This is a genomic window from Pedobacter terrae (assembly GCF_036946585.1).
GTDB classification, from domain to species: domain Bacteria; phylum Bacteroidota; class Bacteroidia; order Sphingobacteriales; family Sphingobacteriaceae; genus Pedobacter; species Pedobacter terrae_C.
The window spans coordinates 355,542-369,964 of the sequence record NZ_JAQIIV010000005.1 but is presented as its reverse complement, the minus strand read 5'-3'; the positions used below and the strand labels follow the sequence as shown (position 1 = coordinate 369,964).

10 protein-coding genes are annotated in these 14,423 nt (G+C 39.6%); 8 read left to right on the top strand and 2 right to left on the bottom strand.

Annotated features, from left to right (window positions below):
- Nucleotides 1-342: 342 nt before the first annotated feature.
- Nucleotides 343-954, top strand: a complete 612-nt coding sequence (locus PGN18_RS10640; protein ID WP_335319473.1) for a GIN domain-containing protein — start codon at nt 343-345, stop codon at nt 952-954.
- 242 nt (nt 955-1,196) lie between these two features.
- Nucleotides 1,197-2,351 (top strand): transglutaminase-like domain-containing protein, encoded by a 1,155-nt coding sequence (locus PGN18_RS10635; RefSeq protein ID WP_335319472.1) that lies wholly within the window; start codon nt 1,197-1,199, stop codon nt 2,349-2,351.
- A gap of 173 nt (nt 2,352-2,524) precedes the next feature.
- On the opposite strand, the gene PGN18_RS10630 is transcribed toward PGN18_RS10635, so the two are convergent.
- Complete coding sequence (locus PGN18_RS10630; RefSeq protein ID WP_335319471.1) at nt 2,525-3,352, bottom strand: helix-turn-helix domain-containing protein; 828 nt, start codon at nt 3,350-3,352, stop codon at nt 2,525-2,527.
- Entirely contained in the window at nt 3,353-4,324 is a 972-nt protein-coding gene (locus PGN18_RS10625; protein WP_335319470.1) for an aldo/keto reductase, read from the bottom strand. It abuts the gene before it with no gap.
- A gap of 368 nt (nt 4,325-4,692) precedes the next feature.
- On the opposite strand from PGN18_RS10625, the gene PGN18_RS10620 reads away from it, so the two are divergent.
- The 6 genes from PGN18_RS10620 to PGN18_RS10595 all read left to right on the top strand — a co-directional run bounded on the left by PGN18_RS10620 (nt 4,693) and on the right by PGN18_RS10595 (nt 14,419).
- The gene (locus tag PGN18_RS10620; RefSeq protein ID WP_335319469.1) at nt 4,693-5,304 is read left to right on the top strand and encodes a GIN domain-containing protein; all 612 of its coding nucleotides are present in this window, start codon (nt 4,693-4,695) and stop codon (nt 5,302-5,304) included.
- A gap of 330 nt (nt 5,305-5,634) precedes the next feature.
- Entirely contained in the window at nt 5,635-7,173 is a 1,539-nt protein-coding gene (locus PGN18_RS10615; RefSeq protein ID WP_335319468.1) for a hypothetical protein, read from the top strand.
- A 28-nt stretch (nt 7,174-7,201) separates the two neighbouring features.
- On the top strand, nt 7,202-7,540 hold the full coding sequence (locus PGN18_RS10610; protein WP_335319467.1) for a hypothetical protein: 339 nt from the start codon (nt 7,202-7,204) through the stop codon (nt 7,538-7,540).
- A 19-nt stretch (nt 7,541-7,559) separates the two neighbouring features.
- Nucleotides 7,560-9,203 (top strand): hypothetical protein, encoded by a 1,644-nt coding sequence (locus PGN18_RS10605; protein WP_335319466.1) that lies wholly within the window; start codon nt 7,560-7,562, stop codon nt 9,201-9,203.
- A 6-nt stretch (nt 9,204-9,209) separates the two neighbouring features.
- Nucleotides 9,210-13,115 (top strand): hypothetical protein, encoded by a 3,906-nt coding sequence (locus PGN18_RS10600; RefSeq protein ID WP_335319465.1) that lies wholly within the window; start codon nt 9,210-9,212, stop codon nt 13,113-13,115.
- A gap of 95 nt (nt 13,116-13,210) precedes the next feature.
- The gene (locus PGN18_RS10595) at nt 13,211-14,419 is read left to right on the top strand and encodes a hypothetical protein (RefSeq protein ID WP_335319464.1); all 1,209 of its coding nucleotides are present in this window, start codon (nt 13,211-13,213) and stop codon (nt 14,417-14,419) included.
- The last annotated feature ends 4 nt before the right edge of the window (nt 14,420-14,423 follow it).

Here is a 14,423-nt window from a genome sequence, read left to right as displayed (position 1 = left end):
ATTGAATAGTCAATTTTCAATTCACTTTTATGGCTCGTTATGGTAGGTAAATAAACAGCAACCTTTACATCGTCATTATCAAGCAGAGTACGTCATTCAGGATATTGAAATGCAATCGGAATAACACCATTAGCCTTATGCTGGCGGTGATGAACGATCATGCGTAAACACGTAAGCGTAAAGGAAGGTACGGAAAAATTTTGGGAGGCGTTCGTCTAGAAATTACGGGCGTTGGTCTATTGGTTACCAACAATGGTATAATACCAGATTTTTGCCTGCAACGTTTACCGCACAACTGCGTCTTAATAACAAACAATAGCAAAAACCTAAAATATAAAAGATATGAAAACTTTAGCAAAAACAATATTCGCAGTAGCATTAACAGCAGTGGTATTCACTTCATCAGCAATGGCAACTTTTGCGGCTGAGCCAGTTAAAGCGGAAATAAAAACTTCTTCATTATCTACATTCAACAGGATCTGGGTAAGCGGTAATGTAAAACTGATCTTAACGCAAGGCGAAAAACAAAATGTAGCAGGCGCGAACAACTACGATGCTGCAAAAACTTCAGTACGAACTGATGGAAAAACCTTATTTATCAATTCAATGGAAACTGGTCAGGTAACGCTTAATATTACCGTAAAAGATTTAGAAAGGATTGAAGCTTATGGCCAATCTGTTGTGGTAACCAGTAATAATTTTGATGTAAAAAACCTTCAGTTATTTTTAAGCCAGAGCGCCACAGCGAAAATAAAGACTACAGCAGGCAGTTTGTACACTATCGTTAAAGAAGATGCGGTATTAAGATTAAATGGCACTGCTGATCAAAGTACAATGATCGTAAGCAACATGAAAAATATAAAATTGGCTGATTTTGCGAGTCTTAAGTCAAACTCGTACGCTTCTGAAGCGATTATGGAAGCTGAGCAAAATGCAATGGTTTTAGCAAAATAGAAAATATCAACCAGAAGAGTTGAAGCTGCCCGTTGGGTGGCTTTTTTTGTTTAAAGTAGAGGGATTTAGAAATATGGTTTTATGCCCAGACATACTAATTGCCTATTTGTAAATAAGCATGAGCAGTTTTCAATCTGGTTGATAATCTTGTTTTTAGACCGTTAATTTATTTTTGATTTCATGCAATCCCGGTTGTTTTCTGGCGTCTTTTGATTTAATGCTAAACCTTAAACAAATTAAAAATGAAACGCGCTATTTTATTCTTACTCCTTTTTTCAATAACAACTACATTCGCCCAAACGAAGCTCAAAATTATTAAGGCCACTTCTACAAGTGTTGATATCAAGGATGATAACGATCCTGTAAGAAAGAATGCCTGGACAGTTATGCCGAAGGAGAAATTAGATGTTTATGCTACTTCAGCCAAAAAAGTAACTTTCTACACTGATCAGGAATCTATATCTTTCAATGTTGACCCCAAGGTTGGGGAATATAATTTTATCATCCTGGTCAATGGAACGGATACCGCAATGACACAGGTAAAATTTGATGCCAAGGCGCCCAACAGGAGACCAATTGCTTATCTGGATACCCTTAAAAAAGCGGGAAAATATAATCTTTCTGATAGGCGCGAAATCCCGGTATTTACCTATCAATCTATGGATAACCCCAATCTGGTGCGCATCAGAAAGGATCTCAAGTTGGATTCGGTTGCAGGTAAAGGAAATGAGCTTTCTAAAATTTTCAATCTATTGCACTGGGTACATAATTTAATCAGGCATGATGGGAACAGTGATAACCCTACCCTTAAAAATGCAATTGAGCTAATCAGAGTATGCAGGGAGCAAAACCGGGGGGTAAATTGCCGCATGCTGGCCACGGTACTTAACGAATGTTACCTCGCTATGGGCATTACGTCAAGATACATTACCTGCATGCCAAAAGAAACCAACTTTGATGATTGCCATGTAATTAATATGGTTTACAGCAAAGACCTCCGTAAATGGATCTGGATTGACCCTACCTTTGATTCGTATGTAATGGATGAAAAAGGCAACCTGCTCGGTATACAGGAAGTAAGGGAGCGGTTGATAAAAGGTATGCCATTGGTATTAAATGCTGATGCAAACTGGAACCGTACAGCCCTTCAATCCAAAGAATATTACCTGCAAACCTATATGGCAAAAAACCTTTACCGTCTGGAAACACCAGTGATCAGTCAGTATGATACCGAAACCTGGACCAGCGGAAAAGAAGTAGCCTATGTAGAGCTGTTGCCATTGGATGGTATTATTCAGGGCCCCCAGAAAAGAGAATCAACATTTCAGAAAACTGGGGTCAAGTTCATCAATTATAAAACCAATAATCCCGAACTGTTCTGGACTACCCCAAGATAACTTTTCATGAAAAAAATGGATAAAGCATGATGGGTTCATTTCCCATCTACCGCATTTAACTTAATTTTTCACCTATTCGTTAGGTATAATTTTCGGATAACGATGTAGGTTTAATCTGTACGATTAGGTATTTTTCATTTTATCCAATAAGCCAGCAATTGAGTAAGTTATGCTTATTTAGCTGTTTCTGCCTGGATAAGTTCACTTGGCGCTGATCCGAATTTCTTTTTAAAGGCATGTGAAAAATGCGAAAGGCTTTCAAAGCCTAAATCCAGATAAATGGCAGAAGGCTTTTGGTGTTTATGCTCAATTAAAAACTTTGCGGCATCAAGCCGTTTCGAGAGCAACCACTGGCGTGGAGGAAGGTCGAATTTTTTTTGAAAATCACGTTTAAACCCAGCCAGGCTGCGGCCTGTAAGTTGGGCAAATTTTTCTACAGGGACATTAAACTGGAAGTTATTAAGCATGAACTTTTCCAGATCTATTTTATAGGGTTCTGAATAATCAAATAAAAAACTTCGTAATATGGGCATCGCCAGCAGCAATAATTTAACGCCCTCTTTTACTTTCAAAATGCCCATTTCGTCAGTCATAGAGGCTCCTGAACTTCTGGCATACGGAACAATGGAGTGAAAATAGCCCTGCAAAAATTCATTGGAGGGAATCAGGAGGTTTGGCGGGCCTGTGTATTTCCCGCCAGATTCCAATTTTTCCTCCAATGCAATTTTGCGCATCAGGTCTTCCTGTAATGAGATGACGATGGTTTCATAGCTGCCCCCGTCGCCAGGTGTTTTAGTCAGCGTACCCAGCTGATTTTTACCGATCAGCAACATTTCTCCTGCACCCATTGATAGGGTTTGGGCAGAAGTTTCCAGCGTAAATTGTCCTGAAACCTGCAATATCAAGGTATGATGATTCCAAAAGCATGCCTTCTGCTTCCTTTCGGTTGACAGGTAGGAATAAAAAATTACACCAGGAAGAATTTCTGCCGGACTTTCCATTTATCGTTCTAAGTAAGTACCACCTTTAATGGCCCCTATTGCAAAAGTAGTATTTAATGTATTCATTTCTTCTTGGGTAAAGCTGATTTCCATTGCTTCGATATTTTCGGCTAAACGCGATCTTTTGCTCATGCTTACCAATGGCATGATCTGATCGCCCTGCTCTTTTACCCAGGCAATCGCAAGCTGTGTCGGTGTACAATCCTTTATAATGGCTAAATGTTTCAATACCTCAACCTTCTCAAGATTATGTATGAGATTTTCATTTTGGAAACGGGAAAAATGGTTCCGGTAATCATTATCCGGCAGTGGTGCGGTCATTCCGCCGGTCAGTAAACCTTCTGCTGTATTGGCAAAAGCTATAACCGCAACATCTAATTCCTTTGCCGCGGGTAGCAATTCATTTTCTATTTGTCTTTCAGCAAGCGAATAACCAATTTCCAATGCACTGATTGGGTAAACCTCATTGGCTTTCCGGAGTTGCTCAGCGGTAATTTCAGATACACCTATGTATTTAACTTTACCCTCCTTAATCAGATCAGCAACAGTGCCGATAATATCTTCCACGGGCACGCTGTTATCCATCCGGCTAGGTTGATAAAGGTCAATGGTTTCAATACCAAGGCGGGTAAGTGAGTAATTGATAAAGTTTTTGATCGAATTCGGTCTCAGGTCCATGCCTAACCATTGGCCGTTATGAAAGATGGCGCCAAACTTTACGCTAATGAAAGCATCGTCGCGTCTTTCCCTAATTGCTTTTCCAATCAGCATTTCATTGTGGCCGGCTCCATAAAAATCGCCGGTGTTCAGAAAATTGATACCAAGATCCAAAGCTTCATTTATGGTGGCTATACCTTCTGCTTCATCAGGTGTTGGTCCTCCCCAAATTGACGACATACGCATGCAGCCTAATCCAAGGTTGGAAACTAATGGCCCATTCTGGCCTAATTGAATTTTTTTGATGTTTTTCATAACACAAATATCTCTGTTCGAACGATAAGAAAATTGCTTGTGCAGCTCAATTTATTTGCTTCTGTAGCTCATTTGGTAACTAATTAAAGCAGCTTTTATATCTTTCTCATTACATCAATCAGGAATTGGAATGCCCAATTTATAAACATCATATATCGATCTGGCTGGCGGCGATGGATGATTATGCACAAACACATCGATGTTAGCCAAAATCAGGATAAAATTTGGAAGGCGTTCGTCTAGAAATTACAGGCGTTCGTCTAGAAGTTACTGACAGTGGTATAATACCGGGTTTTTGCTTGCAACGTTTACGAATCAACTGCGTCTTAATAACAAAACAATAACAAAGAACTTAAAATATTAAAGATATGAAAACCTTGACAAAAACCTTATTCGCAGTAGCATTAACAGCAGTAGTATTCACTTCATCAGCAATGGCAACTTTTGCGGCTGAGCCAGTTAAAGCAGAAATAAAAACTTCTTCATTATCTACATTCAACAGGATCTGGGTAAGCGGTAATGTAAAACTGATCTTAACGCAAGGCGAAAAACAAAATGTAGCAGGCGCGAACAACTACGATGCTGCAAAAACTTCAGTACGAACTGATGGAAAAACCTTATTTATCAATTCAATGGAAACTGGTCAGGTAACGCTTAATATTACCGTAAAAGATTTAGAAAGGATTGAAGCTTATGGTCAATCGGTTGTGGTAACCAGTAATAACTTTGATGTAAAAAACCTGCAGTTATTTTTGAGCCAAAGCGCTACTGCCAAGATCAAAACTACAGCACGCAGTTTATACACAGTCGTTAGCGAAGATGCAGTTTTAAAAATGAATGGTACTGCTGATCAAAGTACAATGATCGTAAGCAACATGAAAAATGTAAAGTTAGCTGACTTTGCGAGTCTAAAGTCTGAAACCTATGCTACTGAAGCAATCATGAAAGCAGAACAAAATGCAATGGTGTTAGCAAAATAGCAATATTTATTTTTGATAAACAGAGCTGCCTATTAGGCGGCTTTTTTTTGTTTATGGGGATAATTTAAAGAATATTTCTGCTTAGCTGATCGTAAATTTTAAGTGGCTGTAAGTCTTTACCTCTTTCTGTGAACTTTATCATCCAAATGATTAGGGTACCATTAGCTTGAAGTGATTGGCTCAAGTGCTCAAAAAATGATGGCTTCTAAAAATTAAATCAAAATTTTGTTGCTATAATTTTCTCTTTACGGTTTTCCGTAAGGATTGCCGCTGCCGTGCTTATACTTTTGGTCAACTAAATAATACTCCAAGCACTAAAATGTATAAATTATGAAAACAGGCAATACCCGGAACTTTATTAGAATCATAGGATTATTGGGACTCTTTGCAGTTTCAGCTTGTAAAGGATCCGGAGGCTCCCAATCACAAGATCCTTTCGCAGCTACAAATTTCAACTTTTATGATCAGGACTTAGGTAAACGTATCGAAGCTTACCATAACGCTAATACGTCTAGTAGCAATACTAAAAAAGGTACTCCGGCACTTTATATTGATTTCTCATCGGGAATAAATAAGGCTTTTAGCGATCCTACGATTAAAAGCATGATGTCGAGCTGTTTTAACACCATTCTGGCCCAGCAATTTGAAGTTTATAAGTTAGGTTCCAATAAAATCTCGTTGCTGAATGTAGCCAATACCACTGAATTGGGCCAACAGGTAAGCGACCCAAATCAATATGCTGATATTTGGGCGCCATTGCAAGCATCGGTCGAGAAAATTGTAAGTGGTAATGGAGATGCACTTTTGATCACCGATTTTGAGGAGTGGCAAAAAAATATAGAGGTTACCAATACCGCGTTTCTAAAAATCTCTTTCTCCAAATGGCTTGAAAAAGGAAATTCGATTCACTTTTTTATCACTGATTACAAAGAGGGCAAGGTGAATAAACACCTCTATTTTACCATATTCAGTTGTGGTCATCCGGATGAAAGAAGTTTGATTTCAAAACTCGAATCAAAACTTTCATCATCAACAACCAGGTTTGATTTATCGAGCAGGGCGTATCAACTATCAACCGCATATCCTTCAGAAAAATCAGGTGGTATTTTTTATGATGAGGCCGCAAAATCAGCCAAAGCCAAAAATATACTGGATTTAAGAGAGGGTTATATTAATGGTCTTAAAAAAGGGCAGAACTTTGAGTTTTATCCACTTGGATTAGATTGGAAAAGCATCGATCAGTTGCATACTACTTATGCAGCGCAAAACCAGTTTAATGATTTTTTCCGAAGACTATTTATCGACCTCAGTAATGAAGATAGTTACACTTTTGCAAACTTCGGCGTAAAAGTTTCGGATATAACGGCCGATTTCGAAAACTTTGCAAAAGCGGATGAGGCTAAAAAACACCAGCCCAAATTAAGTAAAGGCAATAATGGTGAGGCTAAGTTTTCTGATCAGGAAAAAGATGCAATTGCACTGGCGTGTTACAATACCGACGGAAAATTAAAAGAACAATGGATTTATAAAGCACAGGCATCAAACCCACTCAATGAGGTTTTTACCCTCAATCAAACGCTTTTTACCAATACCAGGGCCTCCAACCCAAAACGTGTTGAATTTGGTACCTCCTTCGACCCTAAATTTAGTGTAGCCAACATCCATAATCCAGACGGTTTGATTAAGGTAGATATTTTATCAAACACCGCCACACCAAATCTACAGGGAGGCAAAATGGCCAAATTCGAGTGGGTAAATGCAAAAAACACCCCTAATACCGCTTTGTCAGAATCTATAAAAAATACTTTACAGGAGCTCAAACCTGTGGACAGAGTCGTGCACTCTTACTACATCAAAACCAAACAGTAATCTAAAATCATTAAAATAAATTCTAAAAATGGAATCAACCTCAGCTTACATCATATCGATCATTATCGCATTGATCTTTCTTCTTTTATCTGCCATTATTGCAAACGCCATTAAGTTTGAGGGTGGGAGCAATCCCAAAGATCCACAGGCACGTAAAACCTGGTTTTGGATATTGGCCATCTTAAATCCGGCAGTCTGTTTTTTATTGGGCTATTATGTATTCAAACCAGATGCAAACATTATGGTGTTGAATAATTATGTAACAGCCTTGAGTATTGGTACGGCTATCGGTTTTATACTCTACATCATCATCGGTTTTGTAATGAGCAAAATATTTGCCACCGGAAAAATCGGACACTGGTTTTAATTCCTAAACAAGAATAGCAATGGATAAATTATTCGTAATCGCCATAGGCGGTACCGGGATGCGTTGTTTGGAAGCCTTTACGCATCTGTGCGGAATCGGGATGTTCGATAATCAGGAAATCGAAATCCTCACGCTCGATACCGATCAAAATAATGGGAACAAGGGAAGAGTTGAAGAGCTGATCAGCCTTTACAACAGGATTAAAACAACTGGTACCAGCGTTGGCGGAACTCCAAATGCAAATACCTTTTTCTCGGCCAAACTGAATTTATATCGATTTTTTACCAATTATGCCGGGCCTGGAAGGGAAACCTATAAAAACATTAGCAAAATTACCACAGGCTCGGCTGAGCAACAGAAAGCCAATAAATTAATCTCTGATCTGTTTTTGGACAATGGTTCAGTACAGGAGTTTGCTTTAGATCATGGCTATAGGGCACAAACCCACCTCGGCTCCATGCTGATGTATCACGGCATAGTGGAAGCCGCCCGTAACATTATCAAAGGGGCGGCAGTGCAATCGGAGGAACGTGAACTGGACACTTTTATGGGCAAACTGGAAAGTGCTGGTGCAAATGCGAGGGTTTTCATTTTTGGTTCTATATTCGGTGGTACAGGTGCTTCATCTATCCCGGTAATCCCCAAAGCACTGCAGGATTTTGTGAAAATCCGTTCTAATGGCAATGCCAGTATCGATTTCTCCAAGGCTAAATTTGGTTCTACCTTATTAACAGCGTATTTTACTTTTAATAAACCAGATGATAAACAAAAAGCCAGCAAAGCCAATAGCGTAATTGCCGATTCGTCGTTTTTTCCGCTGAATAGTCAGGCAGCCTTGCAGTTTTACCAAAGCGATCCTACCGTTCAGAAATGTTATAAGTTGTTTTACCATATCGGCTGGCCAATTGAAAGTAAAAAAATTGACGGGAACAATATTTCCAATCAGACCACAACCGGTGGCAGTGAACAGAAAAACCCATGTCACATTACAGAATTGTTATGTGCCTGTGCTGCTTACGATTTCTTCACCCGAAACGACGGGTTTAATAGTGCAAAAGTCGACTATCTCTATAAAGCGGTAGAATTTAAAGATAATTCGTTCAATTTTTCCTTTGATGACTTTGTTGGAAACGAAAATAAATCAGGTGAAATATTTGTAAATAAATTGGGTGCCTTTTTCTCCCTGGCACACATTTCTTTAACCAAAAACGGTGGTGCTTTTGATGATGCAGGCATAAAAGGTTTCATTAAACAATGCGAAAACCAAAAACTCAACCAGTACAGTACCATTACCGATGCGGAGTGCAAAGACATCAATGAATATTTTAAACTCTTTGCTTACACCTTTAAAGATGCCAGATTTATACCTGGCTGGCTTTATCAGGTGAGAAGTTCCGTTGCCCCGGGCAGGTTTCTTTTTAATAGCAAGGCATTTCCGGATAATCCTTTAGAGCTAAAGAAACTGGATGTTGGTACCATTTTTCTTGATGAAAAACACCATTGGAGTAAAGGACGATTTTTTAGCGATCGATATAATATTTTTGTTGAGAATCTGATAAACACGAATCCTAAGGAAGAGCAAAAGGTAAATACCACCAAAGAAAAATTCCTCGCGCATATTTTTAATGCACTTACCATTTCACAAAACTTCGATATAAACTAAAGCACCATGTCTGATAAACGAATCAAAGCACTGGCGATAAAAGTTCATCCCAAAACAGAGCCAAATGGAGTTGAATTTGCGTGGGATAAAATCCCCCAGCTTGAAGTATTTACCAAAAACATCCTGATCCCGGAAATCGCTGTAGATCAGGATGGTAATTCTGCTGTTAATATCGGAACAATTGTGTCTGGCATACCTTCGGTATTTGCCCGGGCCAGTTTATTCAAAAATGCCATAGATCATATTCGCAATAAAGACGCTGAAGCATCAGGTTTGATGTTGTTCTATAAGTCACTGATCAGTGAATGGAAAGGATTGATCAGCTGTATAGCCTTAAACTATAAAGATATAGAAGCAAATAGAATTCATCTATCTTATTCAGACGGACAGCATTTAGATACAACTGCAAATATTTACGAGCCTACCGGCGCATTTGGTAATATGTTATTCGAGCGTAAACCTTTGTGGTGCGATCAATCTTTGGCCAATAATGCCGACAGGATCCCTTTCATTGATGTCATTTCCTTTAAAGGCAATGTGATAGGTGGCACTTCTCCTGATAGTCTTGTTTTTACTTCAGTATCCTATCAGATCAGGGAAAAGTTTCCTTTCATTAACGTACAGAACGGAAAATTTATCGATCCTTTACAATCGGAAATTAATCCGCAGGAACTTTTTACGTTGTATGGTTACGCCAAACACATTCTGGATAACATGGAGCGATTCAGGTTGAATTATGCTGGTGTAGACGAACTGATCAGGCCTGAATATGGTAATATTTCTACTTGTATCCAGGCCTGGATGAGCGATATGGTTATTTATCAGCAAACAAAAGGTTATCCTAAAATCGATAAATCTACCCCGCCAGAAGTTGGTTCCTTATTCAATTATCCTTTTAGCCTTCTTTTTAACTATTCTACCTCATTATTCGGCTCTGAAGGAATTATCTACAACGAATCGAAAGAAGGAAGTATTCTGTTTGATCCGAAAGATTTACTACTTCCGGATACTACTGAAATTGCACAGATCGATTTTGGGAGAGAGGGCATGGAAATTAGGAATTTTCTGAAGACCAAGCCTATATTACTGCTTGCGGCCGAAACCAAAGGACAGCTGAACAACTACGCCTATTTTACCTTACCCTTAACGCCTTTGGCATTAAATGTTTTTGGTGCTACACTCGACGCATTAACTGGCATTTCCGAATCATCGAATGTAAAATCGAGGATTACCGCCATTTACGATCCAACGGATAAAGATGGCGAACGCCTGATTGTACAGTTAAAGTTATATACCGAGACCGGAAACGAGATCGTTAAAGAAGTTATTTACAAGGTAACATCCGAATCGATCAGCGGTAAGGATATTTTGATGTGGCCTAATTTTATTTCCAAACAATGGAACCGCTATTTTCTGTATTCTGAAATACCACATAATGATGCTAGGTTTCAGGCTACGCCATTTATCGGAAATGTGAACGACGATTTTTTCAGGATTGTACTGGATGAAAATGGTATTCCTTTATACCTCGCCAGTAACGGAAAGGCTGCGGTAATCTCCGAAAAATATGGCAATATTAAAGCGCACTTACATATTGCATCCAATAATGCAGTTGCAGACAATAAATACAAGTACGAGATATACGAAAGTAATAAACCTTTTAAAGGTGTAAAATTTGCACATGCAGGGGCTGATTGCGGTTTTGGGATTATCCGTTACGATGGATCTGGCAACACTCAGGCTTTACCGGTGAACATGTTAAACGCGCCGAGGACCTTATCGCCGGCCTTTTTAGGCGTCGATTTTGGCAGTACAAACTCTTCTATAGCCTACTTTTCCGATCAGCGAAACGAGGTTTGTGAAAACCTGAAACTCACCAACAAAAGGGTATCATTACTGGCTTCCGATAGCAAAAACAACGATGAACGGCCAGCTGTTGAAGATGAAATTTTCTTTTTCCAAAACGATGAAATCCTCACTAATTCCATCAAATCTGTATTAACCATCCACGATTCAAGACGAGTGGTAAATGATGGCAACATCCAGATCAATTCGCTAATGGCTCAGGGGGTAAAAGGTGGTTTTCCTTGTTTTGAAAAAAACCTACCCATCGAAAATGCCGAAAACAACCGCTATATTTTAGGTTATAACCGGATTGGCAGGGCAGAGCTGGTTTACAATATGAAATGGTCTACCCAGCAGATTGATAAAAGTTATAAAACAGCCTATTTAAGTACCCTGCTGCTCCATGTATATGCCCAATTGTTTATTGAAGGCCACGAACCCCATACCTTAAAATGGTCGTACCCTTCATCAATGGGTAAAGAATTATTAAGCGAATACAGAGGGATTTGGGATTCGCTCAAAGAAATTTCGCCAATTGAAAGTCGGGTGAAATTAAAGACTTTCCCTCCTTCTGATCTTTCGGATATCGGCGATACCTCGGGCAACAGCAGCTGGGGTTCTCCTATTGCTCCATCGGGTGGCTGGGGCAGTCAAGTTTCAACACCTGAGGCCACAGCCTCAACATGGGGTTCAACTGGCACCAGCAATAGCTCCTGGGGCGAACAAGCCAAAGCAGAAGTTGCTACAGGGTGGGGCAATGAAGCCAAAAAAACACTTACAACGGTAGATATTAAAACGGAGACAGGTCCGGTAAGGTTCGATTTTAAAAAATTAAGCAACGAAGAGTCGTTATCAGAAGCCTGTGCTGTAGCCAATTATCTGGTTCGCCCAAATGGGGGTTACTCCATTAATCCCGGAGAGCTGGTACTTTGTTTCGACATTGGTGGCAGTACAACAGATATTACAGCGCTGTGCCAAATGGAAGGTGGAAAGGCCATGATCAAACAGAACTCCATCCGTTTTGCGGCCGAACGTGTGGCGCAGGCGACCAAATTTTCACCCAACTTTAAAAACGTACTGCTTAGGATCTGTGAAAAGAAAAAAATATCCATTCAGGGGCTTAATTCCGGCATAACTAAATTTAACGAAAATACCGCACCCTATTATTTCGAACAAGTTGTTGATCGTTTAGAGGCTTCAGATTTTGAAACTTTTTACCTCTTAATCGCTGCGGAGTGTAAAGAAATGATGAGCGTTAACCTTTACGTTACCGGCCTGATTATGTTTTACGCAGGTCAGCTGGCTTATAAACTGCGGAAGGAGATTGTGAAATCAGAAGATGCGCCACCAGCCGTTAAAGCCATTCCACCAAAAGTAAAAATTGCGTTTGCAGGCAAGGGAGCGAGGATATTTGACTGGTTTAACGCGGTAAATCCGACAGCAGCAGATGATTACTATACACAGATGTTTATCAGGGGAATGGGTGGAGAAGCAGTGGCCAAACAAACCATTAGTCCGATTACCACAAACCCTTTGAAAATAATCGATATCAATTCGCAACGTGGAACAAATAATACGGATATTAAATACGAAGTGTCGAAAGGTTTGGCCATTCCAACAAACATCACCAGCATTCTGGTGCCGACCAATAAACAAGCGATTGAGATATTGGGCGAAGATAATTTTTGTGTGGTTACGCCAAATGGCGAATTTAAATACCTGGAATCAACCAATTCCGTTACACCCGAAATGCTGGAGCACATTGGCAACCACTTTATCTGTTTACCACAGGAAGGCAAAGCACACTGCCCCAGGTTTATGGATTTTGCTGACCTGTTTTATAAGGTATCATCCGGCATGTTCGGTTTAAAAATGAATGCGACAGATTTTATGGCTGGTTTTCAGGATATGAACATTGAGAATTATATCAAAGGAGAACCCGACTTTATCAAAGCACAAAAGCGGAAACACGATGATCAGAAAGATTTCGATTATGTAGCACCGATCATTATTCTTGAAGGGATGAAATTCTTTGAAAAACACCTGCTTAAGGGCATTCAAAAATAATAGTTGCGATGGGATTTTGCGTATTGGCGAAAATAGCGAAGCGAACGGTTACTTTCTGGTATCAATCAGACAGTAACCCTTATGCCCCATTAAAAATGAGGGAATCAAACGAGGTTCCCCTATACTTTTATGTAAATGGCAACGATTTTATATTTGGTGCCGCAGCAAAAGAACGCTTTTACAAAAACGATCCTTACGCTTATGGCAACTATTTCGAAATTGTAAAAGATCCGACAAAACATTTCAGTATATATGGTCATAAAAAACCGGTTAAGCAGCTATTTTATTATGGTATTGAACAATATTTATCACACTTCTTAAATGCGGTCTTGTACAAATCAGATTCTATCGAATCGTACAGGCAGCAATTCCCTTTACGTTTTTTATTTGATGATGATATTGAGGACAATGAGAAATCGCTGATCGAAAACCTGTTTCAGGAGGCCGGCTATTTTAATTTAGACCGTATTACGTATCACCAGACTCTTTTTAATATACTAGCCCAAAAGCAGATTTTGCCAAACCACAAAGCCATTTTATTGATGAATGGCATTGATAATGTACTTTATTTAAACCTCTACAAAAATATCCAGGCAGAATCTTTTGGATCAGCCAAACTGTTAGGTCAGGGTGCTGACCCAAGGGTAAAAATCCTGGCCGATATGATTGTAGAATACATCCTCCTGCAAAATTCTTACCTGTCGGTTGATAAAGATATGGAAATTGCTTTCCTGCTCCCGTTCTGTGCCGCTCTACTTCAAAACATCAGCCCGATTATTAAAGGCGAGGCCGAATTATCTGATGGAAACCGATATTGGTTTAACGTAAGAGAAAGAAATCTAAACGACAGGCTGCAATATTATGCCAATGACGGGATGATTTTTGCCGCAATAGACGATCTCCTGAGGACAAATAATTTACAGGCAGATGGGGTAATGATTCTGCTTGGATCAGAAGAAATCAGCACTGTTTATTTTTCGGATAAACTGCTTAAAAAGTATCATCATGTTATCGCATTGCAGCCTGTTGATGTTAAAGATACCATGCTGGCTATTTTTCAGGCCATTGCCAAAGCCGGTTACCATGTTGAGGTGAAAGCACCCACTGCGTCTCCGGTAGTGGTTCGCCCCCCGCTCCCAACGCCCAAATTGCCACCGCCATTACCACCAAAAAAGCAAAACGATATTCCAAAACCCATAAACATCCCCAGGTTGCCCGAAATAAAAGCAACACCAAACACGAAAAACAATCCCGTAAAACCACCGCCTTTACCTACAAAAAAAGTTAGTGCATATAACATCTAAAAAT